The sequence below is a fragment of the Botrimarina colliarenosi genome (genome assembly GCF_007859955.1).
GTDB classification, from domain to species: Bacteria; Planctomycetota; Planctomycetia; order Pirellulales; family Lacipirellulaceae; genus Botrimarina; species Botrimarina colliarenosi.
In genome coordinates this window covers 644484-669877 of record NZ_SJPR01000001.1, presented here as the reverse complement: position 1 = coordinate 669877, position 25394 = coordinate 644484, and the positions used below count along the sequence as shown (strand labels likewise).

The window sequence follows — 25394 nt, the reverse complement described above, 5'->3', positions numbered from 1 at the left end:
TCTTTGCGTGAGACTTCTTTCTTCCACGAGGTTGGCGAGTCATCGTGCCCTCCACCTTTCCACCGCGTCTCAGCGTCTCGGCGCGAACTCCATGCCCGACACAAGCCCCCCAGACCCCCACGTCATCCGCCTGATGGATGCGTCGCTCAATCGGGCGAGCGAAGGCGCTCGAGTCGTCGAGGACTACGCGCGGTTCGTCTTGGATGACGCCCACCTGTCGCGACTCGGCAAGGAGTTGCGACACGGGATCGCGGCAGCGGGCGCCACCCTGCCGATGGCGGATCGGTTAGCTTGCCGCAACACGCCGGGCGATGTCGGGACGGCGATTACGACGGCAAGCGAATCACAACGAGCCGACGCCGCGGATGTCTGCAACGCGAGCCTCGGCCGGCTACAAGAAGCGCTGCGGTCGCTGGAAGAGTACGGCAAGACGATCGACCCGGCCCTCGGAGCGGCCTTCGAAAGGCTCCGTTACGACGCCTACACGCTCGCGGCGGGGCTTGGGACGACCGAGCGGGGTCGCAATCGGCTCGGCGACGCGAGGCTTTACGTCCTGATCGAGGCGGGGCCATCCGACGAGGCGTTCGAGCAGCTCACCGAATCGCTGTGCGCGGCGGGCGTCCAGGTGCTGCAACTGCGGGACAAGCGACTCGACGACCGCCGGCTCGTCGAGCGGGCGCGCATCATGGCGGCGGTCTGTCGACGCCACGGCGTCGTTTCGATTGTCAACGACCGGGCCGACATCGCCGTCGCCGCCGGGGCGGACGGCGTCCACATCGGCCAGGACGAACTTACGGTCGCCGACGCACGGAGTGTCGTCGGGCCGGGCCGCCTGGTTGGCGTCTCGACCCATCGCATCGAACAAGCCCGCGCCGCGAGGCTCGCCGGCGCCGACTACCTAGGGGTGGGGCCGACGTTCCCGTCCACCACCAAGTCGTTCGCCGACTTCCCCGGGATCGATTTTGTCCGCCAGGTAGCGGCAGAGATCACGCTGCCGGCCTTCGCGATCGGCGGGATCACGGCAGAAAACATTTCAGAAGTGGTCGCGGCGGGGCTCCGTCGGGTCGCGGTCGGCGCCGCAGTGACCGGGGCCAGTGATCCCGCCGCGGCGGTTCGATCGCTGCGTGAGGCCTTAGGGGCGCCGGTCGGCGGCGAAGGCTCGAGCGGCTAGGATGCTTGCCCGGTCGACACGCCGCGCCCAACCGCGCCTCGTGACGCACGTGACGGCCGCCGTTCCTTCCGCAATCCGCAATCCGAATTCCGCAATCCTCCCTCCCATGCTCCACGCGATCATCATGGCCGGCGGCTCCGGCACCCGCTTCTGGCCCGCGAGCCGCCGCGACACGCCCAAGCAGATGCTCTCGCTCGTGGGAGACGAAACGATGATCCGCCAAACGGCGCAGCGGCTGGGCGACGTCGTCCCGCCCGAGCGGCGGATGGTGGTCACCAACCAGCGGCTCGTCGCCGAAGTGGCGAAGCAGCTTCCCGAACTCGCCGCGGCGGCGATCGTTGGCGAACCGTGCAAGCGCGACACCGCGCCCTGCATCGGGTTGGCGGCGCTGTTGGTAACCCAGGCCCGCAAAGACCCTGACGGCGTGATGATCGTCATGCCGGCCGACCACGTGATCGCGTCGCCGGAGGTTTTTCAGACCGCGGTCAAGCAGGCCGAGGCGCTGGTGAACGCCGATCCCTCGCGGATCGTCACCTTCGGCATCAAGCCGACCTACCCGGCCGAGATTTTTGGTTACATCCAACGCGACAAGCCGCTCGCCGACGCCTGCGGCGACGCGCCGGCGTTCCAGGTCGCCCGCTTCCGCGAAAAGCCCGACGCGGCGACCGCCGCCGAGTTCCTCGCCTCGGGTGACTACTACTGGAACAGCGGCATCTTCTGCTGGCGGGCCTCGACCATCCTCGACGCGCTGCGTGAGCGACAGCCCGAGACGCTCGCTCACCTCGAGAAAATCGTCGACGCTTGGGACACTCCCGACGGCCCCGCCGTCTTCGAGAAGGAGTTCGCTGCGATCGACGGCGTCTCAATCGACTACGCCGTGATGGAGCACGCGACCAACGTCGCCGTCATCGAGGCGCCCTTCGAGTGGGACGACCTCGGCGGCTGGCAGTCGCTGCCGCGCCGCCTCGGCGTCGACGACGCGGGCAACACCATCGTCGGCAAGCACCTCGGCCTGAAAACAACCGGATCGATCGTCCGCAGCACGCCCGACCACCTCGTCGTGACCCTCGGCTGCGAGGACCTGATCGTGGTCCACACCCCCAACGCCACGCTCGTCGCCAACAAGCACGACGAAGAAAGCATCCGGAAGATCGTCAAGGAGCTCGAGGGGCTCGGCTGGGACGAGTACCTTTAAAACCGTGAGCCGACGGCGCTAGCCGCGGGTGAACCCTGGTACCCGGCGTAACCCGCGGCTAGCGCCGTCGGCTCACCCATTTCGTATGACCGACCTTCAACCACAACGCGGTCGCATCGGCGGCGTCGATTACGGCACGGTCCGCATCGGCGTGGCGATCGGCGACCTGGAGGTCGGCATGGCGTCGCCGCACGAGAACTACACGCGGCGCAACGAACGGCTCGACGCCGAGTACTTTGCGACACTCGCCCGCGAAGAACGCCTAGTACGCTGGGTCGTCGGCCTGCCGGTCCACCTCCACGGCGGCGAGAGCCAGAAGTCACTCGAAGCGCGGCGGTTCGGCGACTGGCTCACCGAAAAGACCGGCGTGCCGACAGAGTTCTACGACGAGCGCTACACGTCGTCCCAGGCCGAAGAGATTCTGCAGGCGGCGAACCTCACCAGCAAACGCCGCAAGGCGAGGCTCGACGCACTCGCCGCACAGATCATGCTGACGGCTTATCTTGAGAGCGGGGCGAAGGGGCAGGACGACCCGGGGTCGATCAGTTGAAGGAACCTCATGCCTGTGGGAGGGGTCTCCCGACCCCGATGACGGTCTCCAAGCCGCTGCGGCATGGTGCGCATAATCGGCGTCGGGAGACGCCTCCGGCGCACTCTCCAGCACGACACGACTAGCTTTAGCCGGGCTCTATTCCCACGCCTGCGCGGAGGGAATACGCTAGAACTAGCTTGGTGTACCGCTCGCGGACACGTAAGCGTGGCCATGACTAGTGACAGTCGGGGCCTCCTGAGAACCAGAATGAATTGAATGACGAGTGCGTATCCTCTTCCTGTCGATTTTGACAAGGTTGGTGATTACCCCGCAAGAGCGGGAGCGGGCGGCGGCTATGTTTGGGATGAATTGCTCGAATACCGAGTCTGGATGCATCCCGAAAGAGGCGCGCCCGACGAATGCGATGGCGAGGACTACTATTACCCGTTCGCCACCTACGAAGAAGCGATAGAGTTTTGTCAATCGGTCGAAGGAGCAGAGGAGCCGTTAGCGCTGGTTCTTCAACGCGAACATCTCGATGAACCGGAGCCGGGTGTCTACCGGCACGTGACCGAGCCGCGTCATGCTGAATGGCCTGTCGAGTTCTTGAGTCGACCGAGGAGGACGCCGGATACGATTCCTAACTTTCTAGCCGATGACGCCCCGAAGAACAGGCTAGAGCCAGTTTCAGAACTTTGATTTGCTAGCTGAACCGTGTTGACGGGTTGGTCGTAGGAGTCTCCGAAAGGAGACCCCCGACGACCTCGAGGTTATGAGCCACTCTCCCTAGCAGTCCAAACTGCTTTGCTGGAGCATGTCTGCGAAGCGTATCACACGGCCAAAAGAGGTAAGAGTACCCTCTTTTCTACGCAAGCGCTCGCAAGCTCACGCACTTTTGCGAGTGCAAACGGGGTGGCGGCAGCTGGCAGCGTTTGGCAAGAAGTGTGAATACACAGATAAACGAGTTTCCAGAATCTTTATTATCGCTTTGCCACTAATACAGCACCACAAAATGCGACTGCTCAGTTCTGAAGTTGCAAAATCACCAGTTGTCTTAGACTAGAGCCAGTTTCATAACCGTCTGAAGCAGACGATCATGCAGGCGAGCTTAATGAAGCCGTGGTAGAGATGGGCGTAGAACTCGTTGCGGACAACCAGCCGCTTGAAAGCGTGGAGCCAGGCGATGCTGCGTTCGACGGTCCACCGTCGCCGGTAGCGACGCAACTTCCGCCCGTCCTGCTTCTTCTTGCGGACGCGGTTCTTGCGATGGGGGCAGATCAGATCGACGCCCCGCTCAGCGAGCCGGTCGCGCAACGCATCGCAGTCGGCCGCCTTATCGTAGATCAGCCGCGACGGGACGTGGCTGGTCACCGCCTCGTCCAGCAGGGGCTCGATGAGATTCACCTCGGCCACATTGGCCGCCTCGACCTCGGTCCCCAGCGGAAGGCCCTGGGCGTCGGTGAGGACCATGATCTTGGTCCCCTTCCCACGTTTGGTCAGGCCGACGCCGGTACCCCTTTTTTTGCCGGGGCAAACGTGCCGTCGGCGAAGCCTTCTTCCCAATTGATCTTGCCGGCTTTGTCTAGCAAGCGGACCAACCGCTGGTGGACTTTGTTCAGCGTGCCGTCGGTCGTCCACTCGACGAACCGGCGCCAACAGGTCGGGTACGAAGGGAACCAAGGCGGAAGGTCTTTCCACCGCGCGCCGCTACGCAGCACCCACAGCACGCCCTCCAGACATGCCCGCGCGTCGGCGCGGGGCCGGCCTCCCTTGGGGTTCGGTCTGGGCGGCTTGAAGAGGTCGCTGACAAGCGCCCACTGCTCGTCGCTGAGCTGCGGGCGGAAGAATCGAGAGTCGGGCTCCATCCTGGACCCCGCACCAAGGCGGGATCGATCGGTCATCAGGGGTCTCCTTTCGAAGACTCCTACGACCAATCAATCAACTCGGTTCAGCTAGCAAATCGATGTTCTGAAACTGGCTCTAGATATTCTGCGCGGACTTGCCTAGGCGATCAATAAGATGGAAGGGCGGCGGATGGGCACGACCCATCCGATGTGTTAGCACAGATGCCAGCCCATCGCACGGTCCGCACAGCGGACCCTACAAACGTGGTAGAACTCTATCATTGTTAATCTGGGCACCGTCATTAGCGAGGCGCCGAAGATGAGATTCGTCTTCATCTTTATCGCATGTCTTACGCCATGGACCGCTTGCGCCGCGCAAGAGACGGGCGTGGAGCAACTGCTCGCTCAAGCTGATCCAGCAATCCAGGCTCAATTTAGGGTTGCTCTGGACTCACCCAGCGAGCTTGTCGTGACTCAGACGATCGATGCGTTGAAAGCAGTCGACCGTGAGGACCGCGAGGATTACCTCGTCAAGCAGTTCGCGATAGCCGCCGCCACCATGGAAGAGGCCCAAGGGGAGCAGGGCATTTGCTTGCTGCTCGTCCTTGGCAAACTCGACATCCCGCCCGGCGTCTTCATCCGCGTTCTCGCGCCTCATTTGGAGTCGGAGAACAAAGGGTTACGTGACTTTGCCGACGAGTGGTTCGACGGCTACACGCGCACGCAGCATAATGGACCTTTCGATGAGGTCGCTGACTATGTCCGCGACGTACTTTCCCGAAACGAAGAAGTCCCCTCCGTCTTCACGCTCTATCTTTTCAAGCGATCCCCGGGGCGTGCTCTGCTCGCTTACAACCAGGCTGCGGAAGTCGGCAATCTCGTCGCCATGATGATCGAGAGGCGTACCTGGGACGAAGCGCAACGAGAAGAGCGTCGAAAGAAGGGCGAAGACCGCATCATCCCCTACCAACTGCTGGAGGGCGCGACCGAACAAGAGATCGCTGAAGCCAAAGTTCGAAACAGGCCCTTCACAGAATTTCAGCCCGTGCAGGACCTGCCAGCCGTCCTTCCACGGCAACGAGATAAAAAACTGAAAAAGGAAATCCTGCTGGCGGAACATCTTGTCAGCCACGCCGTGTGGCTCAAGAAATACAAGTTCGACGAGCAGCTCGAAGGGCCCGCCCAAGAAGCAAAAGAACAATTAACCAACCTGTCCGAGCACGACGAATGGTGGGTGCGTCTCTACGTTGCCGTGATCATGCGGCGGCATCGCGAGCTGCGGGTCTCCGAGGTGTGGGAAAAGCTCGGTCAAGACCGTAACGTTCACGTCAGTGAGTTGGTGACGGGGCGGCCGCACTCGCCTTCGGCACGATAAGTGCCCCCTCCCCTTTCGGCTTTGCCGCATTTCTGACAGGCTCCGTGGCCTGCCATGCGGGCGGGTCTCTGCCGATTGACGCATCGAGTTGGAGCGGGTCCTGCCAATCGACGCCGACGATTGGTCGCACGGCGACCGCTTCGACACCTGGACCGCTTCGACACTTGCTCGCGAGATCTGATCATCAGTCACCAATCCTCCCTGCTTGACGCCGGCACCACTCAATCGACGGCGGCGCCCGTCGCCGCTCCGACGATCGAACCGCCACGGATACCCGCTTCGCTGGGCAAGCGCGTCGCGACGATGATTGCCATCGTTGTCCCCTTGGCGGCCGTGTTGGTGACGCCGCTCTATGTTTGGGAGTGGGGCTTTCGGTGGAGCGATTTGGCGGTGCTCGTTGGGATGTACGTGTTGACGGCGATGGGGGTCACGATCGGCTTCCACCGGCTGTTCGTGCACCGGTCGTTTGAGACGTACCTGTGGGTCAAGGTCGTGTTTGCCATCATGGGTTCGATGGCGCTGCAGGGGCCGCTGCTGCGATGGGTCGGCATGCACCGGTGGCATCATCAACACAGCGACACGCCCGAGGATCCGCACTCGCCGCAGCACGGCGGCGCCGGCTTTGTCGGCCTCATGAAGGGTTTGTGGCACGCGCAGATCGGCTGGTTCTTCGAAGCCGATCCGCCGAACCTCGCGCGCTATTCGCAAGACCTCCGCAAGAGCCGCACGTTCCGGGTCATCAGCGCGCTCTTCCCGCTGTGGGTGGCGCTGGGTCTTGTGTTGCCAGCGGTGGTTGGCGGATTGCTTTCGCAGAGCTGGATGGGCGCGCTCAGTGGCCTGATCTGGGGCGGGCTCGTGCGGATCTTTTTGGTCCACCATGTGACGTGGAGCGTCAACTCGGCGTGCCACCTGTGGGGGAGTCAGCCGTACAAAAGCGACGATGAGAGCCGCAACAACGCGCTGTTCGGCGTCCTCGCGATGGGCGAAGGCTGGCACAATACGCACCACGCCTTTCCAACGTCGGCGCGGCATGGCCTGCGTTGGTGGGAGATCGATTTGAGCTATTGGGTGATCCACCTAATGGAGCGATTATCGCTTGCGTGGGACGTGAAGTTGCCGACACCCGACGCGGAGGCGAAGGGCCGGAGATTGGCTTGAACGGCCCTAGCCAGGGGTTGGCGCCCCTGGCTACGTGCTGCCGCCCCTCCGGGGCTGTGCTCATGCCATTGTGAAGCGAAACGCCCGGCGCCATGCCCACGCCTAAGCGTGGGCATGTTTGCTGTATGACTCAGCCGCATCGCACGGCCGGCACAGCGGACCCTACACTACCGCCGGCGTCTCAGTCGCCTCTTCCGGCAGACCCTTCACCTTCGGCCGGCGTTTCTTGCGGACCTTCTCGGGGACCAGCTCGCGCATCGCGTCGAGCTTGCCGAAGCAGAGCAGGCGGTCGCCCGCCTCGAGGGTCCGCTTGAGCCGTGGGTTCGGGATCACGCTGGTGTCGCGGTAGAGCGTCAGGACGTTGATGTCGCGGTCGGGGAGGCCCGACTCGTCGATCGTCTTGCCGACGTAGTCGGAGCCCTCGGGGATGTGAATCTCAGTGACGCCGTAGCCGCGGCTGACCGTCAGGCGTTGGCGGATATCGACCTCGGGGAAATCGACCTGCGCGGCCATGTAGTCGATCACCGCGCCGGCGATGTCGAGTTGCGTGCAGCGCTCGATCCCCTCGAAGCCCGGCGATGAGTTCACCTCCATCACCTGCGGGCCGTCGTTCGCCTCGAGCATGTCGACCCCCGCGATACGGAGCCCCATGATCTGGGCCGCGCGGACCGCCAGTTGCTTGGCGTCATCGGGCAGGTCGACCGGTTCGGTTGAGCCGCCGCGGTGGACGTTGCTGCGGAACTCGCTGCCGACGGCGACGCGGCGCATCGCCGCGACGACCTGGTCGCCGACCACAAAGGCCCGCACGTCGCGGCCGCGGCTCTCGGCGACGAACTTCTGCACCAGCACGTTCTGGTTGGTGCTCTGCAGCGTCTCGATGATCGCCTCGGCGATCTTGACCGACTCGGCGAGGATCACGCCGACGCCCTGCGTCCCTTCGATCAGTTTGATGACGACCGGCGCGCCGCCGACGCGCTCGATCGCCGGCAAGATGTCCTTGCGGTCGCGGACAAACGTCGTGGGCGGCATGCCGATGTGGTGCCGGCTGAGGATCTGCAGGCAGCGCAGCTTGTCGCGCGAATTGGCGATCCCCGCCGACGAGTTGCCGCAGAAGACATCCATCTGCTCGAACTGGCGGACGACGGCCGTGCCGTAGTAGGTGATCGAGGCGCCGATCCGTGGCAGCACGGCGTCGTATTCGCTGAGCTCCTTCGAGCGGAAGAAGAGCTTGGGCTCGCCCTTCGTGATGTCGATCGAGAACTTCAGCGTGTCGAGCACCCGGACCTCGTGCCCGCGTCCTTCGGCGGCCTCGCGCAGGCGTCGGCTGCTATAGCAGGTGCGGTTACGGGAGAGGATCGCGAGCTTCATGCAGGGTTCCGTGGGTATTTCGAGAGCGAAGCGAGACGCCTAGCTCCGTGGCTTGCGCTTGAGCTTGGGCTTGCCGCCCAGGTGGGACTGGCCCGGGTCGACGACGAATCGGCCCTCCATCGCCCGGCGCCCGAGCAGCATCGGGTACCGCATCGCGGTCCGGTCGGTGAGCGTCAACTCGATCGGCCAACGACGGCCATCAAGGACGCATGTTGTCTCGATCACGACACGGAGCTCCTCGTGGCCCGAAGAGCTCTTCACGTGCCGCTCGTCTTTCACGGGGCACTCGCATTGGTAAACCTTCTTGCGGGTGCGGACGATGAAGCGGGCGACGTGCTGGCCGGCTTCGCCGATGATCTGCAGCTCTTCGGCATGGAGCGAAGAGGTCTTGGCGCCGGTGTCGACTTTTGCACGCAGTAGCGGGATGCCCAGCCGGGGCAAGGCGACCCATTCGAGCCAGCCAAGTTGGACCAAACCGGGGGCAGCCCTGTCGGGGGCGTCGCTCATGGAGGGCGTCTTATCCTAAGAACGGGTCTCGGGCGGCCGGTCCGCCGGCGATATCGCCCGAGTGTATCGGATGCCGACCGGGCCGGATACGCTGGCGTGGGCTCCCTCCCCCCTTGCCTGCGAGGCTCCAACACCGTGGCGACCCGACTCATTTTCGGCTGTGGCTACCTCGGAAGGCGCGCCGCTCAGCGCTGGTTGGAGCGCGGCGATCGCGTCGTTGCCGTGACACGCCATCCCGCGCGGGCGACCGCCTTCCGGGCGGACGGCCTGGAGGCCTTTGTTGGGGATGTCACGCAGCCGGCGACCCTCGTGCGCCTCCCCGACGCCGAGACGCTTCTCTACGCCGTTGGCTACGATCGGTCGGCCGACCCGACGATCCACGAGGTCTACGCCGAGGGGCTGCAGAACGTGCTGGCGGCGGCGTCGAGCGCGACCGAGCGCGTTGTCTACATCAGCACGACGGGCGTGTACGGCGACGCCGGCGGCGACTGGATCGACGAGACGACCCCCCCTGCCCCGTCGCGCGATGGCGGCCGGGCTTCGCTGGCCGCCGAGCAAGTCCTCGCCGCCAGCCCCTGGGGCGATCGCTCGGTGATCCTGCGGCTGGCGGGAATCTACGGCCCGGACCGGCTCCCCTACGCGGCCGCCCTCCGGGCCGGAGAGCCAATCGCGGCGCCGCAGACGGGCTGGCTGAATCTCATCCATGTCGACGACGGCGCGTCGGCGGTCCTGGCCGCGGCCGACCACGCCGCGCCACCCGCGTTGGTGTGCGTCTGCGACGGGCAGCCCGCCGTACGTCGTGACTACTACGCCGAGGCGGCCCGGTTGCTCAACGCGCCGCCGCCGACCTTCGTCGCCCCCGCCGCCGACTCACCCCGGGCGGCCCGAGCCGCCGCCGACAAGCGGGTCCGCAACACGGTTCTGACGGGGCGATTAGGGGTAAAACCTTCCTATCCCAGCTACCGTGAGGGGCTCGCGGCGATCCTCGGGGACTGAATCGGCCGGCCAATCCGCCGCGGTTGGTTGCGAGGGGAAACCGCTCGCCCGTATCATTCACCGAACTCCTGCCGCCGTTAATCCAGCCCACGCCCCTTCCACATGCTGCAGCGTACGCCGATATTTCCGCACGTCATCGAGCTCAATCACCAGGCGCGCCGCCGGGTGACTTGCAGCGTTTACTTGATCTATGACGGCGACGACTGGACGTTGATCGACATCGGGTACGAAGACGCCGTCGATGAGGTGCTCGAGCTGATCCGCCAGCTCGACTTCCCGTTCAGCAAGTGCGCGACCCTGATCGCGTCGCACGCCGACGTCGATCACATCCAGGGACTCGCCAAGGCGAAACAGATCCTCCGCACCGAGGTCACCTGCCACCCGGTGGCGGCGAACAAGCTCGAGGCGGGCGACCGCATCGCCACCTTCGCCCACATCGGCGCGCAGGGGATCGACCTGCCGATGCCGCCGGTCAAATGCGAACGGCTCGTCAAAGACGGCGATGTCATCCGCGTCGGCGGGCTCGAACTCGAGGTCTGGCACACGCCCGGCCACACCGACGGCCAGCTCGCCTTCCGCCTGGGTGACTTGTTGTTCTCGGGTGACAACCTGTTCCGTGACGGCTCGGTCGGCGTGATCGACGCCCACCACGGCAGCAGCATCCCCGACTTTATCCAGTCGCTCACCCGGATCCGCGACAGCGACATCGAGTGGATGCTCCCGAGCCACGGGCCGGTCTTCCGCAAAGACAACGCCCACATCCAAGCGACCATCGATCGTTTGGAGGGGTACCAGAAGCTCGCCGACTTCGGCACCTGTGCGACCAGCTGGCCGCTGATGGACGAGTGGGAAGCCGAGCTCGTCGAAGGGCGCAATCCTGTCTGACGTCTCATCGGCCCGTTGCTCGCTGACCTAGCGTTGTGAATAGAATGACCTACGGGGGGGAGGGCGTTGCGCCGGAACTCGCAGCGCCCGCCCCGCTTCTCCAACTCGCAATCGGGAGAACGAGGCATGGCTTTTCTTCGAGAGCGACGGCTCGTCGCCGCCGTAGCGCTGCTGGCTTGTTGCTCCGCCGACCCCGCGCCGGGGCAAACCGGATCGGGCGCCGAGCGTCCCGAGCAAAAATTCACGCTCCCCTCCGACCCACGGCTTTGGCACAACTCGCCGCCGCTGTCGATGGAGTCGCTCGCCGGCAAAGGGGTTGTCTTCTACTTCTTCGAAGAAGAGTGCCCGCGGTGCGCCGCGAACTGGCCCAACCTGCAGGGGTTGTCGAAGCAGTACGAGGGCAAACCGGTCCTCTTCATCGGCGTCAACTCCGGCTCCGACCCACGCGTGCTCAAGCGTTACCTGGCGCAGAACCGCGTCGGCTGGCCGATCATCCACGACTACGACCGGTCGCTCGAGACGGCGATGGGCGTCCCCAAGCTGTCGCTCCAAGGGGAGGTCTTCGCCGTCCGCTACGTCGCCGGCGACGGCTCGATGGGCAACGGCCAGGGCGCCGACTTCGCGGGAACCGCCGAATCGGCTCTCCGTGGCGCCGAGTGGCGCGTCGACCCTAAGACCGTTCCGCCGAAGCTCCTCTCGGCTTGGCGCGCTATTGAGCTCGGCGACTTCGCGGCGGCCGCGCGACCTGTCTATCAGGCGGCCGACTCGAAAGACGACGACCTCAAAGCGGGCGGCGATCGCCTGCTCGAGGCGGTCCAAGCGGAGGTGACCGAAGCCGCGGAGTCCGCCCAAGAGTCGCTCTCCGAGGGCGACGAGTGGGCCGCTTACAAGGGCCTCGAAGGGATCGGCCATCAATTCGCCGGCTACGAGTTCGACCTCGTCGAACGCGCCAAAACCAAGGCCAAAGAGCTTGCCAAATCGGACGCGGTGAAGGACCAGCTCGCCGCCTCTCGTTTGCTCGACAAGGCGATGGCGACCGCGTCGCGTGGCGGCTCGGGCGCGATGAACCGCGCGAAGGGCCTCCTCAAGCGGGTTGTCGAGGACTACCCCTCGACTGAATCAGCCGGCAAAGCCCAAGAGCTTCTCGCCACGGTCGATGCCGCCCGCTAGCGCTTACTCTGAAAGCAAAACGAAGAGCCCCGACCCTGCCGGGCCGGGGCTCTTTCGTTTTATGCCGTCCGCTTCCCGTTCTCAGAACACGTCGAGAAGGAAGTGGTGCCCGCTGTGGAACTTGCGCGGGCTCGGGTAGTAGTTGTGCCAACGCTTGTTGTAGACCGGGATCCGCATCTCGGGCGGATACCGGTGGTACAGGCTGTCGGCCGACCGGTAGTACTCACTCCCCCAGTAGTTCTGGGGGTAGTAGACGTACGGGTAATGGTAAAAGCGGTCCCAGTCGGTCTCGGTATACGTGCCGCTAAAGGCCCGGCCGTAAGCGTTCTGGGCTTCGGCGCGGTCAGCTAAGCCCGTCGCCATGGCGGCCGTCACTACGGCCGCGCAAATGAATTTGCGGATCATCTGTCGGTTCCCCCCCCGGTAGCGACGGCGTGTGGCGTCGCGCGATTCGGTCCGCCACGCACCGCGTGCGGCTCCGGCTAAGGGGAAAGATCGGCCGTCGGCACAGCCGGCATTGAGCGAAAAACCGGCAACACCCCGACAACCCGCTCGCGGCGGGGCGGGTACGCAGCTGGCGGCAAGCCTCTACACTAGGGGGACTTACGCCGGTCGATGACATGCGAAACCACGCCAAGTGGGGCGTTTGGGCGCGTCGATCCGCCCGCCGTGACTCCCGGGAAGCCCCGGGAGGGCGTACCCAATGACCACCTCTCTCAAGAGCTATGATGCCTGCCGTCGAAGCCGTCCGCGCCGTTGTTGATGCCTTTCCCGACCCCGAGACCGGCCGCCCGTTGGGGGCGATGGGCCAGGTTCGCGCCGTTGAAGCCGACGGCGACGGCGTGCGTGTCGAGATCGGACTGACCACGTGGTCAGCGCCGCTGCGGGACGAAACCCTCGACGCGCTGCGTGCGAAGATCGCCGCCGACGCCGGCGTCGAACCGTTAGCGTGTGTCGTCGAAGCGACGACGCACGACCGACCGGCTGAGAAGCTGGGGCAGATCGGCGTCACGGCGAAAAGCGTCATCGCCGTTGGCAGCGGCAAGGGAGGCGTCGGCAAGAGCACCATCGCCGCCTCGATCGCGTTCGGCCTCCGCAACGCCGGCTGCAAAGTCGGCCTGATGGACGCCGACGTCTATGGCCCGAGCGTGCCCCACTTGCTCGGCGTCAACGAGCGACCGACCGCCATCGATCAACGGCTGCAGCCGATCGAAGCCGCCGGCCTCCGCGTCATGAGCATGGGCTTCATGGTCCCCGCCGAAGAAGCCGTCGTTTGGCGTGGCCCAATGCTGCACGGCGCCGTGACGCAGATGCTCCGCGACACCGACTGGGGCGACCTCGACTACCTGATCATCGACATGCCGCCCGGCACCGGCGACGTCGCGTTGACGCTTTCGCAACTGCTGCCGCTTACCGGCGCGGTGGTGGTCTGCACGCCGCAAGACGTCGCGCTGCTGGACGCGGTCAAGGCGATTGCGATGTTCCGCAAGGTGAAGATCCCGCTCCTGGGCGTCGTCGAGAACATGAGCACGTTCGTCTGCCCCGACTGCGGCTCGCAGCACGCCATCTTCGGAACGGGAGGCGCCCAGCGGAAAGCCAAAGAGTTGGGCGCGCCATTCCTCGGAGCGGCGCCGATCAATGTTGACCTCCGCAAGCGCGGCGACGACGGCCAGATGGCGGGACTGTACGACGACCCCGCGATGGCGGCGCCGCTGATGGAGATCACCCGCGGCGTGGTGCGCCAGATCGTGGCGTCACGCGCCGGGCAACCGGCCATGCCGTCGCTCCCGGTCCTGTAGGACGGTTCCGTATTGTGACGCTCGTCGAGTTGTGAGGCCGAACGCGCGCCGGCGTCGGCAAGGGTCCAGCCGCGAAAACCCCGGCGATTCCAGTAAAAAAGCCGCGTGTCCCGGGAGGGGACACGCGGCTTTCGTTGTTCTTCCAAGGGATGGTCGGCAACGCCGATCAAGCCTTCTTGGTCTTTTTCTTCTTGGTCTTCTTCTTGGCTACTTTCTTCTTAGCCTTCTTCTTGGCGACCTTCTTCTTGGTCCCCTTCTTCTTGGCTACTTTCTTTTTAGCCTTCTTCTTGGCGACCTTCTTTTTGGCCTTCTTCTTGGCTACTTTCTTCTTCGCCTTCTTCTTGGCGACCTTCTTCTTGGCGCCTTTCTTCTTCGCTACCTTCTTGGCGCTCTTCTTCTTCGCAACCTTCTTTTTGGCCGTCTTCTTCTTGGCCGTCTTCTTCTTCTTAGCCACGTTCTTCCTCCTCAAAACGAGTCGCGGTGATCGAGCGGCTGCTTGGCGTTAGTTTGGGCAACCCTCATCACCCGCTTTTGAAACGAGCCGCTCTTCCGCAGCGACTCTTCCGTAACCGACAACGACAAACCGTTCTGCTTTGACGACGACTCGCCGCATGACGACTGGCGTCCCTCGGCGAGTCACCGACTCGGCGACAACGATCAGCTAACTCGTTGAGGCTGTCCGCGGAGTTGGCGTTGAAGACAACACCGCGGTAGTTCAACAGGTTCGCGTTGACCTTATCGGCTACACCTGCGTTGCTACTGTAAGCATTACTTCAATCACTGCAACAGGTTTTTCGAGAATCGTAGCGCGGAATCAACGTCGGCCGAACGGCGCGGACCGGCGCGACAAACAACGTTGGCGATCGCAACGAGCGCGCAGCGCGACGCGCGTCGTTACCAAGAGCCACGCGACGCGCGGTACTGCTGCATCGCTTCGTAGCTCTGGTAGGCGAGCATCGCGAACAGCGCGGTGTTCCAAAGCGAACGGGTAGCCGAATAGCACCAAGCCGCTAAACACGCGGCAAAAACCGCAGAAAGACCGAGCGACGCGACGATTCCGGTCGACGGCTTCATGACCAACGTCAGCACTTCGCGCGCGACGCGCCCGCCATCGAGTGGCCAGATCGGCGCGAGGTTCAACACGCCCCATGCGACATTGATCCACAGCAAGTCGCCAACCAGCGCGCGGCCAAGCGGCGCGTCGGGAGGGCCGACCCATCGCATCACGCCGTAGACAATTCCGGCGAAAAAAAATCCGGCAAAAGGTCCGGCAAGCGACACCAAAACGTTCCGCCACCACGAGTCACGCACGCCAACCGCCGAAGCGTAGCCGCCGAACGCATAAAGAACGATCTCCGCCCGGCCGCCAAACGCGCGCTGCAAAAGGGCGTGGCCTAACTCATGGACAAGGATCGAAACAAGCACCGCCGCGACCCACACCACGGCGTGCTCCAACGGCTGGTTGGCGCCGAGGAGCAGCGCAACGACCCAGAAACTCGGCGTAATCCGGACCGGAAAGCCCAGGAGCGGGAAGCGGAGATCGTACGGCGTCGGCGCGGCGTTGGTGAACAGCATGGGCGGATCGGAGCCTACAGGGACGGCATTACGCGGCTTGCGAACGGGGCGTCGCGGCGTCGACGCCCAGCTCTCGCCTAACGTACTCCGCCGCCCGCTCCGAAGCGCCGGCCACGTCGACCTGCGCCTTCAATTCGGCCATGCGGGTCACCACCTCGGTCCGCTTGGCCCGGTTGGTCAGCCATTCGATGGCGTGCTCGGCGAGTTCGTCCGAGCGATCGACGCAGGTCAGGTACTCCGGCATCAGCACGTGGGCGTCGCGCGCGGCGTGGCGGTCGTAGACGCCGACCTTCTCGGGAAACAGCTCTGGCGCCGTCAGCAGGTTCACCAGCGTGATGTACGGCACACGGCGGAAGACGCTTTGCAGCCAGTAAGCGAACGGCGAGACGTGGTAGAGGATCACGGTCGGCTTCGTGTGGTGCAGAAGTTCGAGCGACACCGACCCCGACACCGCCAGGCAACAGGTCGCCGCTTCGATCAGTTCGGGCGTCCGCCCCACATGGATCGCCGGCGCCTCGCCTTTGACGAAGCCCGCTTCGTGGATCGCCGCTTCGGCCATCGCGACGTGCTTCTCTTTGAAGGCCGCGACGGCGAACCGGGCCGACGGGACGCGCTGGCGGATCTTCTTCATCGCCGCGAGCTGCCAACGGAAGTTGGCCCGCACCTCTTGGGTTCGCGACCCCGGCAACAGCGTCACCAGCGGCCGTTTCGGGTCGGCATGGGCGGCGACAAACTCGTTATCGAGCTTCCGCGTGTGCAGTTCGTCGAAGTAGGGGTGGCCGACAAAGGTCGCATTGACGCCTCGCTCGCGCAGCCACGCCTCTTCAAACGGCAACTTGCACAGCGCGTGGTCGACGTAGCTCCGCAGTTTCTTTACCCGCCACGCGGCCCAGCCCCACACCTGGGGCGTCCCATAGTAGAAGACCGGCACGCCGTGCTTCTTGGCCGCCTTGGCGATGTGCCAGTTGAAGCCGGGGAAGTCGATCAGCACCACCGCGTCGGGCCGGTGCTCGGCAAAGTAGCGGTCGGCCTGGGCGGCAAGTCGCAAGAACTGCGGCAGCTTCCAGAAGACCTCGATGAAGCCCATCACGGCAAGCTGCGTGAGGTCGAACAGCAGCTCGGCGCCCTCCGCCGCCATCCGCGGTCCGCCGAAGCCGACGGCGCGGATCGGTTCGCCCGACCCGGCCGCGAGCGTACGGATCAGGTTGGCGCCATGGAGGTCGCCACTGGGTTCGCCGACCGAGAAGAAGATCGTTTTTGCCATCGCCGCGTCGCCGTTGGGGGTTTGCGTAAAGAGCGCAAGCGCGGCGGGAGTATTCCAGATCGGTGCGGGTGACGCTGCGCCAGTTCTCGACGGGTTTGGGGCCCCGTAAATAAGCGACGGGCGCCCCGCTCCGTGAGGAACGAGGCGCCCGTCGAGGAGGCGAAAAGTTGAAAGAAATCCGGCGGGCGATCAGGCGCCGGGCCAGAGCAAACAAGTTTTGGTCGGTTTTATGATGAGGAACGACTCCTTTCGTTCGAGGGGCGCCGGCGCCGCGTCGTCGGCTGTGGGGCTTACTGGCGACCGCGTGTCGCCGAACACTCATAGAGCAACCGGGGCGCCAAACTCGCCAATCCGGCTCGAAACACGGCTAACGGCCCGATTCGTCGCAGCGCGACCCGCTACGGCGTTGGCGCAACTTACAAACGGCTTGTAAGGCTGACACGCCCACGGTGGCCAACCTTTTGGACTTGAGAGAAAAGCGGAAGAACCACGACGGGCACGAAGAACACGACGGCCGGTCCGACAAGCGCAAACCGTAGCGGTAAGCCCCGCCGAGTTGGCCGTCGTGTTCTTCGTGCCCGTCGTGGTTCAAACCGACTGCCGGCGCGGCTCGGCGAGCCGCAGCGTCTGGGCGAACGCCAGCAGCATGACGACCGCCCCCATCGTGAAGACCGGGACGACGCCGAGCCAACCGATGAGCACGCCCGCCAACAGCGAGCCGCCGATCACCGGCACGGCGAGGCAGAGCCCGACCGCGCTGGTGTAGAGCGTGTGGTGCTCGCGGTCGACCAGCTCGAGCGTGTAGTTCAGCAGCATCTTGTTGGTGACCGGCGTGAAGCCGAGCGGCAGAAACACGAGCCAGAAGAGCTGGCCGCCGCCGGCGTCGCCGGTCGTCGCCAGGACAATCGCGGTGATCGGCGCCAAAGCGGCGCCGAGCATCGTCATCTGCACCGCATGGCGCGCGCCGAAGCGGTCGGCGATCGGCCCCGCCAGCAGGCTCACCACCGCGACGGCCGAGTGCTGGGTGACGGTCCACGTCACCAGCGACTGGATATCGAACCCCGCGCCGGCCGCCTCGCGCGCCAGAGTCGCATAATGGGGGAACAACGCGAACGCCGAGCTGTAGAGCGCCGCGGCGATCGCGACACCGCGGAGCTTCGGCTCCTCGAACGCCAGCCACGCCGCGCGGCGGAAGCGACGCCAGCCGGCCTCGTGGACTTCGGTAAAGTCGTCATCGGTCTCGCGCACTCCGAGCATCATCAGGCCCGAAAGCAAGAACGCCACGCCCGGCGCCGCGAAGATCCAGGCGAACCCGCCGTCGGGCAGCGCCAGCCAACGCGGCATCAGCATGACGACCGCCAAGATCGCCAGCGGACAACCGAAGAGCACGCCCGTCGTGAAGAGCCGGCCGCGGCGTTCGGCGCGGACCAGCTTGCCCTGCACCGTCTGGATCGACAGTTGATTGAGCCCCGTCACGACGAAGAACCAAGCGTACATCGCTAGGAAGTACCACTTGGTCCACCAAGCGACGCCGCCGTCCGCTTCGCGCCACGCGCCCGACGCCCACAACACGCTCATCGCGGCGAAGGGCACGCCCGACCCGATGGTCGTCGCCATCAGGCTCCAGCGTTTCTGCCGCATCAGCTTCAGCCGCCGCGCGTAGAGCGTTGGCGGCACGCTGGCGCCGATCCGGTTGAGCACCATCAGCCAACTCCGCAGCACCGGGCCCCCCCCGATCACGTCGAGGAAGTAAGGCATCACGATGCTCTCGGTCTTGAAGACCCAACCGACGCGGAAGAAGACCTGGTGGGCGACCAGCAAGAAGAAGTTGCGCGATTCGCTCCCCGGGACGCCGCCATGCTCGTCGGAGCCGGCCGGCGCCGATGGCGATTGGCCAATCGGTGCGGGCGCAGTGGGCGGTGGCGGGACGACACGAGACATAACGGTCCGAAGGCGGGCGAATCGGAGGCGGGAATCCCCACTGTAGGCCTCGCCCTGGCGCCGGACCACCGCCGCGGCCCGCTAGCCGCCTGCGTTGAGCAGCATTTCGAGATAGCTCCGCGGTTCGGCGTCGCTCAACTCCAACTCGGCGGCGAGCCCTTGCACGGCCTGTTCCGCCGCGTCACGGTCGGCCTCATCGGCGATCGTCTCGACCTCGGAAAAGACTCCGAGCCCTTCGACCTCGTCGATCGTCAGCTCAAACGACCGGCCATCGCGCTGGAGCGTAAACGGCGTCCGGCTCTTGCGAACCGTCGCGACGGAGCGAAAGCCGAGCCGCGTCAGCACCTCGCCCCAGCCATCGGCCGTCGCGTCGGCGAGCGGCAGTTCCAACTCGAACCGCGTCTTGGCGCCGCCCCCCTGCTTCGGGCCTTTGTAGGTAACGACCGAGTCGTCCCCAACGGTGCGGATGCGCAACGCCTCGTCGGTCTGCGCGAAATCCCGCGCCGGATGGTTGTAGTAAGCATCCGACTGCGTGACGGCGGGATGCTCCGCCGCGCCGAGCGCCGCCAGCCGCTCGCGCAACACGGCGGCGTCGTTGAGGGGAAACTTGAGTTCGACTTCGAGCATGGCGGGAGTGGGCGTTCAGCGTTTGGCGGTCGGCTGCGACAAGAAAGTAAGCCGCGGCGTCTCGCCCGCGGCGGTCCTACGAGTGAACCACGAAGGCACGAAGGACACAAAGGAGGGATGGGTGGTTACACTGCAACAGCTTCTATCAATCGTGACGAGAACCCCTCATGCGATTCGGCATTCAGGACCTGTTGATAACGACGGGGATCGTCGCTTGCCATCTGGCGATTATGGCGTCTTACGCCTTAGCCGGTGTGGACCTGTACCCTGAAAACTACTTCGAGTGGATTGCCTACCTCCCGACGGTTGTCGCGATCTTGTACCTGCTGTTCGGGTTTTGGTCCCGGCGTGGCGAGACGATCGCCTGGACTTTGCGGCCGGTGAATTATCGGGGAATCATACTGGTTTGCGTCGCTTTCCATGGTCTCTTGTTCTTTGAGTTCATCCGTCATATCAACTCACCCCCAATTGGGCTTTTCCACCTTGCTCACCAAGTCGTCGCCGTAGCGACCATTGCGCCCCTCGCTTTGTCTTACAGCGCGATCACCGAGCGTGGCGTTTGGTTCTTGGGGACCTGTCACCCTTGGGAGCGAGTCGGCGCGTCGATCGGCGTGGAAGGCGATCAATGGTTCGTCAACGCCGCGATCCTCGACGACCTGCATTGGGGAAGCGCCGGCGTCCGTTTCCCCATCGCCGAATCACGTCTCAGCGAACTCCACGAAATCCTGACCGAATTCAGCCGACGCGGTTCAGAACCGCCGATGGACGCCGATGAACGCAGATCGGCTGACGGCGAGAAAGAACCGCTCCAACCTGGTTGACCCATGCGATTCGGCATCTCGGACCTGCTGGCCCTGCTGTGCATCGTTGCGATTACTCTGGGGACCGTCGCCGCAATCAACCAAGTACGAGACGGTAGACCGGTCTACCTCCCTACGGTCGTCCTCTGCGCTCTGATGGCTATTTCATTTCACCTATTTCCGAAATGGCTAGAGGCAAAGGACGCCAACGCACTACCGAACGACTCGCCGCCCCCAGCAGAGTGGCCGATCCTCGAGTACGTCACGCTAGGCGTTCTAACGGTAGCATGCGTCCTCGTAACCATTAACACCGAGGTTCGCGTTGATGTCGGCTTGGGCATGGCCTGTGGCTATGCGATCGCCTCGACCGTCCTTCGCCATCGATCGCCGCCTAACGGCTGACGGCGAGAAAGAACCGCTCCAACCTGACTGACCCATGCGATTTACGCTTCGCGACCTGCTGTGGGGCAGCGCCATCGCCGCAGGTTACGCCTATGCGCTGTCGGTCGCGCTCCGTACGGGAATCGATCAGACGCCCATGCCTTGGTGGCTGTGGATTCTGCTGTTCGCGGTGGTGCTACAGGAGCCCGTCAGGCACTACTTCAGTTGGCGTCGTCTAGGCGAACCGTTAATCGTCTTCCGCTCCGATGATTGCCGCTATCTCGGAACCCAGATGGCTGTGGCCTACGCCGTCATGGCTCACGTCGCGGCTTGGAGGGAAGCGCCAACGCCGGCGTCACTTGCCGTGATGATCGGGATTTGGGCGATGACGATCCCATTCAGCTCTCAAGTCGCTATCGGACCCGGCGGGATTCTGTGGAACCACCATCTGTTTCGGTGGAGCATTGGCGCCTACAGCTTGACAAGCGCACGCCGTATCCAGCTCGAACTCGCGGCCAACGCGCCACGTCTCCGCCCCGGGTGGGGACGCGGGCCAAAGTTGCCCGCTGAACTTCTCGAAGAAGTCCGCGTCATCCTAGCCGCTAAGCAAGGAGAAGCGACCACTGATTACACGGATGGGCACGGATAATAAGTTATCGGTGCGATCCGTGTCATCCGTGGCTCTTACCTGCCCTTAGTCGCGCAAATAGGTGTCCTTCTCAATCGCCAGCGGCTTCTCCGATACGCGCTCCGCCGTGCCTTCGGCGTCGAGGGCCCAGAGCGGGCTGATCTCTACCACCGCATCCGACGAGACCTTCGCGCCGGCCGCTTCGAGCCAGCCGCGATGTTGGTTGGTGAGAAAGCGCTGCACGTACTCCGGCGTGTCCTTCGGCGCGCCGGGGGCGTTCTTGAGCGGTGCGAAGATCTCTTCCTCGCCGTACTCGACCACGATCGGCCGCTCCGCCTGCGGCAACAGGTCGAAGATGAATCGCTCGAACTTCAGGGCGTTGTTCTCTGTCGGCTCGACCAGTTCGCCCGACTCGTTCAGGTGCGGCACCTTCTTCTTGGCGACGTGGAACGGCAGCGCGTCCTTGAGGGCGAGCATCCGCTCGAGGAACGCCACGCCGAAGACGTGCACCGCGATGCTGCCGGCCCAGTACTTGAGGCCGCCGTCGGCGTCGGTCACCTCCGCGACGTCGTCGGGGAAGTCGCTGTACTCGATGACGCAGAGTTTGCCGTCGACCATCACGAAGTTGCCGAGTTTGTCCTTGGGTTCCTGCTTGGCGACAGCGACGCTCGTAAGCTCGCTCTTCGTGCCGAGGTGGTAACCGAGGAGCTCGGCGTCGCCGATCGGCACGAGCGGGTTGTCGACCTGCAGGTAGAACAGGTTCTCGACGCCGCGGCGGCGCATGTGGTCGATCGCGCCTTCGCCGTTCTTCTTGAAGGAGGCCAACGCGGCGATCGTGCCGCCGTGGCCGTCGGGGCTGAGGAACAGCTTTCCTTTGTCGGCGAGCAGCAGCTTGCCGGTCGCCATGTCGACCGCGGGCATCGTCCCCTGGCAGAAGATGAAGAGGTCGTCGTCGGCGAGGCCGAAGTTCTTGTGCTCGGCAAGGAATTCGACGGTGTCGTCGTGCGTGACGGGGCTCGTCATCAGATAGACGGGGACACCCCCCTTGCCTGGGTGAGTGGCGTGCCGCTTCGCCAGGGCGACCGCCTTCTCCAGGTGAATTTGAAAGAGGGTCGCGTCGCTGACGGGACCAATCGGGTACATCCCCTTGGGCTTCTCGAAGCCGAGGCGGCTCCCCTGGCCGCCGGCGACCAGCAAGACGCCAACCTTGCCGGCGTCGAGGGCCGCCTTGCCGAGTTGCTTGGCATCGGACGGGGTGACGCCGAGCCCGCCCCCCTGCCCCGAGCGGCGGTCGGCGAGCCGCATCGCCACGGGGGGCTCGGCCCGGCGGGCCAGCTCGTGCCAATCGGGCTGATCGACGTCCCCAGCGTAGAGGGCAGCTAGCTCGTCATAGTCGATCGCTTCGAGCTCATGGGCCAGGCGCCCCTGATCGGCGGCGGTCAGCGAGTCCCAAAACTTGACGGCGTGGTGCTGCCCATGGGGGGTGAGCAGGTCGGTGAGTTTGGCGGGGGAGGGCATCGGATAGACCGAGGTGAGGGGCGTGGAATACCGCGACGGCAAGCGGCCGGGGAGCTGCGGCCTTAGTTTCGGCGGAACCTGCCGCGGCGCAAAGGTGCGGGATTCCTCCGCGATTCTCCCGTCATCGCCCGACGCGAACCGTTGCGACCCGCCCCGTGGGGGCGTTAAGATGCTGAGCTACCCCCGCATCCGTGCGGCCGCGAAGCCGGCCGCCACCACCGCGTAGCGTTCCGACAGGAGATCACCGTGGCGTCTGGCAACTACCTCTTTACTAGCGAATCGGTCAGCATGGGGCACCCCGACAAGGTGTCCGACCAGATCTCCGACGCGATCGTCGACGATATCTTGCGCAACGACCCGAACCCGGGCGACGCCCGCGTCGCGGTCGAGACGCTCGTCACGACCGGCCAAGTGGTCGTCGCCGGCGAGGTCCGCACCAGCCATTACGTGGACGTGCAGAAGATCGTCCGCGAAACGATCAAGAAGATCGGCTACATCCACTCGGACATCGGGTTTAGCTACGACGCCTGTGGCGTCCTCAACGCGATCCACGAGCAGTCGGCCGACATCGCCCAAGGCGTCGACAAGGCGTCGGACGTCGAGGGCGAGCAAGGCGCCGGCGACCAGGGGCTGATGTTCGGCTACGCCTGCAACGAGACCGACGTCTTGATGCCGCTGCCGATCCACCTGTCGCACCGCATCGTCGAGAAGCTGGCGAAGCTGCGTGAGTCGGGCGAGATCAGCTGGCTCCGTCCCGACAGCAAGAGCCAGGTCACCGTCGAGTACGGCCCGGACAACAAGCCGATCCGCATCGACACGGTGGTGGTCAGCACGCAGCACGACGAGTCGATCCTCGCCCCCTGCGGCACGAAGATCACCGAAGAGGCCAAGCAAGAGATCATCGAGAAGGCGGTGAAGCCCTGCCTGCCCGCCGAATTCATCGACGGCGAGATCACCTACCACATCAACCCGACCGGCAAGTTCGTGATCGGCGGGCCGCACGGCGACACCGGCCTCACCGGTCGCAAGATCATCGTCGACACCTACGGCGGCCGCGGCCGTCACGGCGGCGGCGCCTTCAGCGGCAAGGACCCCTCGAAGGTCGACCGCTCGGCCGCTTACATGGCCCGCTACGTGGCGAAGAACCTCGTCGCCGCCGGGCTGGCCGACGAGGTCGAGGTGCAGCTCGCTTACGCGATCGGCGTCGCCGAGCCCGTGAGCGTGAACGTCAACACGTTCGGGACCGGCAAGATCGACGACGACTCGATGATCAAGCTGATCCGCGACCACTTCAAGCTGACGCCGCGTGGCCTGATCCAAGAACTCGGCCTGACCAAGCCGGTGATGGCCATCACGGCCGCCCACGGCCACTTCGGCCGCGAACCCGGCCCGAACGGCGAATTCAGCTGGGAGAAGACCGACAAGGCCGACGCCCTCGCCAAGGCCGCCGAGTCGATGGCGGTCGCTAGCTAGTTTTTTTCACCGCGGAGAACGCGGAGATCGCAAAGAACAAAAGGAAGTGCGAGGGCTCAGCCCCTGCACTTCCTTTTTTCTTATCTCCGCGCCCTCCGCGAACTCCGCGGTAAAACACGATGAACCAAAGAATCGGCCTCGGTGAAGACCGCCACCGCCTCGGCGAGCCCGGCTCGGGGCCGCTGCGGCTGGGGGGCGTCTTCGTGCCGCACGACCGCGGCATGGTTGGCCACTCCGACGCCGACGTGCTGCTGCACGCCATCACCGACGCCCTGCTCGGCGCCATCGGCGACCGCGACATCGGCGAGCTCTTTCCCAACACGGGCCCCGAGAACCACCGCCGCGATAGCGCTGACTTCCTGCACTTTGCGATGGAGCGGGTGCGGGCGGCCGGCTACGAGCTGGTGAACCTCGACTGCGTCGTCTTGGTGCAGCAGCCGAAGCTGTCGCCCTACAAGGACGCGATGCGGCACGCCATCGCGGCCATTCTAGAGGTCACCGTCGCCCAGGTCGGCGTCAAGGCGAAGACCGGCGAGGGGGTCGGAGCGGTCGGCCGCGAAGAAGCGATCGACGCCCGGTGCGTGGCGCTGGTCTGCGAAGCCGAATAATGGCCTGAGCTGTCGCTTACGTTGTCGCCTGAGCCTCCGGCGCAAGCCGGAGGAGCTTTAGTCGCACAACTCCCCCGGCTTGCGCCGGAGACTCAGGGTAGTGCTGATGCCGTGCGGATATCTGGCGATTATTCGCCATCGATCGCTATTTGAGGTCGATACGAAACCCGCCGATTTGCTTAGCGGCGAAGTTATACAGGCTGGCAATGACGACGCCGCCCAAGAATCCAACGAGGGGATAAATGAGCATCATCGCGGCCGCACCAATAATCTCGCCGACGGCATCTGGCCCTCCTTTGCCCAGAATAATGAGGATCAAGAAGGGCACAAAAATCAGTGCAAGAAACGCATAGATCAGCCCTACTACCTTCCCCGCCTGGAGCGGATGCATGTAAGCAAACTCCGCAGTCGTCGCCCTTGTCGTCGCCGGCTGGGTGGAATCGAAATCAGCCTCTTGCATCACTAATTGCCTTGTCGGAGGGTTGAAGTCCATGAAGTTACCGAGCGGTGCGACGGAAAGCAATTTCTCTCGTCAGCACAGCCGATCTTCCCCCCACCACCCCAAAACCCGTACCCTTA

27 protein-coding genes are annotated in these 25394 nt (G+C 64.6%); 15 read left to right on the top strand and 12 right to left on the bottom strand.

Annotation, left to right across the window (positions count from 1 at the left end):
* Positions 1-91: 91 nt before the first annotated feature.
* From Pla108_RS02545 to Pla108_RS02530, 4 genes are all read left to right on the top strand, one after another.
* A complete protein-coding gene (locus tag Pla108_RS02545; protein WP_146442521.1) occupies positions 92-1171 on the top strand; it encodes a thiamine phosphate synthase in 1080 nt (359 codons plus the stop codon).
* 106 nt (positions 1172-1277) lie between these two features.
* Positions 1278-2366, top strand: a complete 1089-nt coding sequence (locus Pla108_RS02540) for a mannose-1-phosphate guanylyltransferase (protein WP_146442518.1) — start codon at positions 1278-1280, stop codon at positions 2364-2366.
* An 85-nt stretch (positions 2367-2451) separates the two neighbouring features.
* Positions 2452-2916: a Holliday junction resolvase RuvX gene (gene ruvX / locus Pla108_RS02535; RefSeq protein ID WP_146442515.1), complete on the top strand. Its 465-nt coding sequence runs from the start codon at positions 2452-2454 to the stop codon at positions 2914-2916.
* A gap of 258 nt (positions 2917-3174) precedes the next feature.
* Positions 3175-3597 (top strand): GCN5 family acetyltransferase, encoded by a 423-nt coding sequence (locus tag Pla108_RS02530; protein ID WP_146442512.1) that lies wholly within the window; start codon positions 3175-3177, stop codon positions 3595-3597.
* A gap of 372 nt (positions 3598-3969) precedes the next feature.
* On the opposite strand, the gene Pla108_RS02525 is transcribed toward Pla108_RS02530, so the two are convergent.
* Positions 3970-4461: an IS5 family transposase gene (locus Pla108_RS02525; RefSeq protein WP_197526186.1), complete on the bottom strand. Its 492-nt coding sequence runs from the start codon at positions 4459-4461 to the stop codon at positions 3970-3972.
* Positions 4395-4799 carry a transposase gene (locus Pla108_RS02520; protein ID WP_146442506.1) on the bottom strand — a complete coding sequence of 135 codons (405 nt, stop codon included), beginning with the start codon at positions 4797-4799 and terminating at the stop codon, positions 4395-4397. Before Pla108_RS02520 ends, Pla108_RS02525 begins: the two co-directional genes overlap by 67 nt.
* 262 nt (positions 4800-5061) lie before the next feature.
* On the opposite strand from Pla108_RS02520, the gene Pla108_RS02515 reads away from it, so the two are divergent.
* Positions 5062-6117: a hypothetical protein gene (locus Pla108_RS02515; RefSeq protein ID WP_146442503.1), complete on the top strand. Its 1056-nt coding sequence runs from the start codon at positions 5062-5064 to the stop codon at positions 6115-6117.
* Between the two features lie 303 nt (positions 6118-6420).
* A complete protein-coding gene (locus Pla108_RS02510; RefSeq protein WP_146442500.1) occupies positions 6421-7275 on the top strand; it encodes an acyl-CoA desaturase in 855 nt (284 codons plus the stop codon).
* Between the two features lie 162 nt (positions 7276-7437).
* On the opposite strand, the gene rimK is transcribed toward Pla108_RS02510, so the two are convergent.
* The gene (rimK, locus tag Pla108_RS02505) at positions 7438-8643 is read right to left on the bottom strand and encodes a 30S ribosomal protein S6--L-glutamate ligase (protein ID WP_146442497.1); all 1206 of its coding nucleotides are present in this window, start codon (positions 8641-8643) and stop codon (positions 7438-7440) included.
* A 39-nt stretch (positions 8644-8682) separates the two neighbouring features.
* Positions 8683-9150 carry an ATP-dependent zinc protease family protein gene (locus tag Pla108_RS02500; RefSeq protein WP_146442494.1) on the bottom strand — a complete coding sequence of 156 codons (468 nt, stop codon included), beginning with the start codon at positions 9148-9150 and terminating at the stop codon, positions 8683-8685.
* Positions 9151-9246: 96 nt separating this feature from the next.
* On the opposite strand from Pla108_RS02500, the gene Pla108_RS02495 reads away from it, so the two are divergent.
* The 3 genes from Pla108_RS02495 to Pla108_RS02485 all read left to right on the top strand — a co-directional run bounded on the left by Pla108_RS02495 (position 9247) and on the right by Pla108_RS02485 (position 12201).
* Entirely contained in the window at positions 9247-10146 is a 900-nt protein-coding gene (locus Pla108_RS02495) for an SDR family oxidoreductase (RefSeq protein WP_315851599.1), read from the top strand.
* 102 nt (positions 10147-10248) lie between these two features.
* Complete coding sequence (locus tag Pla108_RS02490; RefSeq protein WP_146442489.1) at positions 10249-11031, top strand: MBL fold metallo-hydrolase; 783 nt, start codon at positions 10249-10251, stop codon at positions 11029-11031.
* A gap of 126 nt (positions 11032-11157) precedes the next feature.
* Positions 11158-12201, top strand: a complete 1044-nt coding sequence (locus Pla108_RS02485) for a TlpA family protein disulfide reductase (RefSeq protein ID WP_146442486.1) — start codon at positions 11158-11160, stop codon at positions 12199-12201.
* An 81-nt stretch (positions 12202-12282) separates the two neighbouring features.
* On the opposite strand, the gene Pla108_RS02480 is transcribed toward Pla108_RS02485, so the two are convergent.
* Positions 12283-12564 (bottom strand): calmodulin-binding protein, encoded by a 282-nt coding sequence (locus tag Pla108_RS02480; RefSeq protein ID WP_231934342.1) that lies wholly within the window; start codon positions 12562-12564, stop codon positions 12283-12285.
* Positions 12565-12929: 365 nt separating this feature from the next.
* Here Pla108_RS02480 and Pla108_RS02475 point away from each other — a divergent pair, with 365 nt between their 5' ends.
* Positions 12930-14000 (top strand): Mrp/NBP35 family ATP-binding protein, encoded by a 1071-nt coding sequence (locus tag Pla108_RS02475; RefSeq protein ID WP_146444408.1) that lies wholly within the window; start codon positions 12930-12932, stop codon positions 13998-14000.
* Between the two features lie 166 nt (positions 14001-14166).
* Here Pla108_RS02475 and Pla108_RS02470 read toward each other — a convergent pair whose 3' ends face one another.
* The 5 genes from Pla108_RS02470 to cyaB all read right to left on the bottom strand — a co-directional run bounded on the left by Pla108_RS02470 (position 14167) and on the right by cyaB (position 19407).
* Entirely contained in the window at positions 14167-14454 is a 288-nt protein-coding gene (locus Pla108_RS02470; protein ID WP_197526382.1) for a hypothetical protein, read from the bottom strand.
* 440 nt (positions 14455-14894) lie between these two features.
* Entirely contained in the window at positions 14895-15575 is a 681-nt protein-coding gene (locus Pla108_RS02465) for a metalloprotease (protein ID WP_146442478.1), read from the bottom strand.
* Between the two features lie 28 nt (positions 15576-15603).
* Entirely contained in the window at positions 15604-16839 is a 1236-nt protein-coding gene (lpxB, locus tag Pla108_RS02460) for a lipid-A-disaccharide synthase (RefSeq protein ID WP_146442474.1), read from the bottom strand.
* 588 nt (positions 16840-17427) lie between these two features.
* Positions 17428-18780 carry an MFS transporter gene (locus Pla108_RS02455; RefSeq protein WP_146442471.1) on the bottom strand — a complete coding sequence of 451 codons (1353 nt, stop codon included), beginning with the start codon at positions 18778-18780 and terminating at the stop codon, positions 17428-17430.
* An 81-nt stretch (positions 18781-18861) separates the two neighbouring features.
* Positions 18862-19407, bottom strand: a complete 546-nt coding sequence (gene cyaB / locus Pla108_RS02450; protein ID WP_146442468.1) for a class IV adenylate cyclase — start codon at positions 19405-19407, stop codon at positions 18862-18864.
* 167 nt (positions 19408-19574) lie between these two features.
* On the opposite strand from cyaB, the gene Pla108_RS02445 reads away from it, so the two are divergent.
* The 3 genes from Pla108_RS02445 to Pla108_RS02435 are packed head-to-tail and all read left to right on the top strand — an operon-like array spanning position 19575 to position 21237.
* Positions 19575-20228, top strand: a complete 654-nt coding sequence (locus Pla108_RS02445; RefSeq protein WP_146442465.1) for a hypothetical protein — start codon at positions 19575-19577, stop codon at positions 20226-20228.
* Between the two features lie 3 nt (positions 20229-20231).
* On the top strand, positions 20232-20609 hold the full coding sequence (locus Pla108_RS02440; RefSeq protein ID WP_146442462.1) for a hypothetical protein: 378 nt from the start codon (positions 20232-20234) through the stop codon (positions 20607-20609).
* A 34-nt stretch (positions 20610-20643) separates the two neighbouring features.
* Positions 20644-21237 (top strand): hypothetical protein, encoded by a 594-nt coding sequence (locus Pla108_RS02435; RefSeq protein WP_146442459.1) that lies wholly within the window; start codon positions 20644-20646, stop codon positions 21235-21237.
* Between the two features lie 45 nt (positions 21238-21282).
* Here Pla108_RS02435 and Pla108_RS02430 read toward each other — a convergent pair whose 3' ends face one another.
* Positions 21283-22734 (bottom strand): UTP--glucose-1-phosphate uridylyltransferase, encoded by a 1452-nt coding sequence (locus tag Pla108_RS02430; protein ID WP_146442455.1) that lies wholly within the window; start codon positions 22732-22734, stop codon positions 21283-21285.
* Positions 22735-22980: 246 nt separating this feature from the next.
* On the opposite strand from Pla108_RS02430, the gene metK reads away from it, so the two are divergent.
* Positions 22981-24207 carry a methionine adenosyltransferase gene (gene metK, locus Pla108_RS02425; protein WP_197526184.1) on the top strand — a complete coding sequence of 409 codons (1227 nt, stop codon included), beginning with the start codon at positions 22981-22983 and terminating at the stop codon, positions 24205-24207.
* 119 nt (positions 24208-24326) lie between these two features.
* Positions 24327-24815 carry a 2-C-methyl-D-erythritol 2,4-cyclodiphosphate synthase gene (ispF, locus tag Pla108_RS02420; RefSeq protein ID WP_146442450.1) on the top strand — a complete coding sequence of 163 codons (489 nt, stop codon included), beginning with the start codon at positions 24327-24329 and terminating at the stop codon, positions 24813-24815.
* A 145-nt stretch (positions 24816-24960) separates the two neighbouring features.
* Here ispF and Pla108_RS02415 read toward each other — a convergent pair whose 3' ends face one another.
* Positions 24961-25338 (bottom strand): hypothetical protein, encoded by a 378-nt coding sequence (locus Pla108_RS02415; RefSeq protein ID WP_146442448.1) that lies wholly within the window; start codon positions 25336-25338, stop codon positions 24961-24963.
* Positions 25339-25394: the final 56 nt, after the last annotated feature.

Excerpts from the sequence above, each read along its gene's own strand:
- Pla108_RS02545 (WP_146442521.1), top strand. The coding sequence starts at position 92 with ATGCCCGACACAAGCCCCCCAGACCCCCACGTCATCCGCCTGATGGAT.
- Pla108_RS02540 (WP_146442518.1), top strand. The coding sequence starts at position 1,278 with ATGCTCCACGCGATCATCATGGCCGGCGGCTCCGGCACCCGCTTCTGG.
- ruvX (WP_146442515.1), top strand. The coding sequence starts at position 2,452 with ATGACCGACCTTCAACCACAACGCGGTCGCATCGGCGGCGTCGATTAC.
- Pla108_RS02530 (WP_146442512.1), top strand. The coding sequence starts at position 3,175 with ATGACGAGTGCGTATCCTCTTCCTGTCGATTTTGACAAGGTTGGTGAT.
- Pla108_RS02520 (WP_146442506.1), bottom strand. The coding sequence starts at position 4,799 with ATGACCGATCGATCCCGCCTTGGTGCGGGGTCCAGGATGGAGCCCGAC.
- Pla108_RS02515 (WP_146442503.1), top strand. The coding sequence starts at position 5,062 with ATGAGATTCGTCTTCATCTTTATCGCATGTCTTACGCCATGGACCGCT.
- Pla108_RS02510 (WP_146442500.1), top strand. The coding sequence starts at position 6,421 with ATGATTGCCATCGTTGTCCCCTTGGCGGCCGTGTTGGTGACGCCGCTC.
- rimK (WP_146442497.1), bottom strand. The coding sequence starts at position 8,643 with ATGAAGCTCGCGATCCTCTCCCGTAACCGCACCTGCTATAGCAGCCGA.
- Pla108_RS02500 (WP_146442494.1), bottom strand. The coding sequence starts at position 9,150 with ATGAGCGACGCCCCCGACAGGGCTGCCCCCGGTTTGGTCCAACTTGGC.
- Pla108_RS02490 (WP_146442489.1), top strand. The coding sequence starts at position 10,249 with ATGCTGCAGCGTACGCCGATATTTCCGCACGTCATCGAGCTCAATCAC.
- Pla108_RS02485 (WP_146442486.1), top strand. The coding sequence starts at position 11,158 with ATGGCTTTTCTTCGAGAGCGACGGCTCGTCGCCGCCGTAGCGCTGCTG.
- Pla108_RS02480 (WP_231934342.1), bottom strand. The coding sequence starts at position 12,564 with ATGGCGACGGGCTTAGCTGACCGCGCCGAAGCCCAGAACGCTTACGGC.
- Pla108_RS02475 (WP_146444408.1), top strand. The coding sequence starts at position 12,930 with ATGCCTGCCGTCGAAGCCGTCCGCGCCGTTGTTGATGCCTTTCCCGAC.
- Pla108_RS02465 (WP_146442478.1), bottom strand. The coding sequence starts at position 15,575 with ATGCTGTTCACCAACGCCGCGCCGACGCCGTACGATCTCCGCTTCCCG.
- lpxB (WP_146442474.1), bottom strand. The coding sequence starts at position 16,839 with ATGGCAAAAACGATCTTCTTCTCGGTCGGCGAACCCAGTGGCGACCTC.
- Pla108_RS02455 (WP_146442471.1), bottom strand. The coding sequence starts at position 18,780 with ATGTCTCGTGTCGTCCCGCCACCGCCCACTGCGCCCGCACCGATTGGC.
- cyaB (WP_146442468.1), bottom strand. The coding sequence starts at position 19,407 with ATGCTCGAAGTCGAACTCAAGTTTCCCCTCAACGACGCCGCCGTGTTG.
- Pla108_RS02445 (WP_146442465.1), top strand. The coding sequence starts at position 19,575 with ATGCGATTCGGCATTCAGGACCTGTTGATAACGACGGGGATCGTCGCT.
- Pla108_RS02440 (WP_146442462.1), top strand. The coding sequence starts at position 20,232 with ATGCGATTCGGCATCTCGGACCTGCTGGCCCTGCTGTGCATCGTTGCG.
- Pla108_RS02435 (WP_146442459.1), top strand. The coding sequence starts at position 20,644 with ATGCGATTTACGCTTCGCGACCTGCTGTGGGGCAGCGCCATCGCCGCA.
- Pla108_RS02430 (WP_146442455.1), bottom strand. The coding sequence starts at position 22,734 with ATGCCCTCCCCCGCCAAACTCACCGACCTGCTCACCCCCCATGGGCAG.
- ispF (WP_146442450.1), top strand. The coding sequence starts at position 24,327 with ATGAACCAAAGAATCGGCCTCGGTGAAGACCGCCACCGCCTCGGCGAG.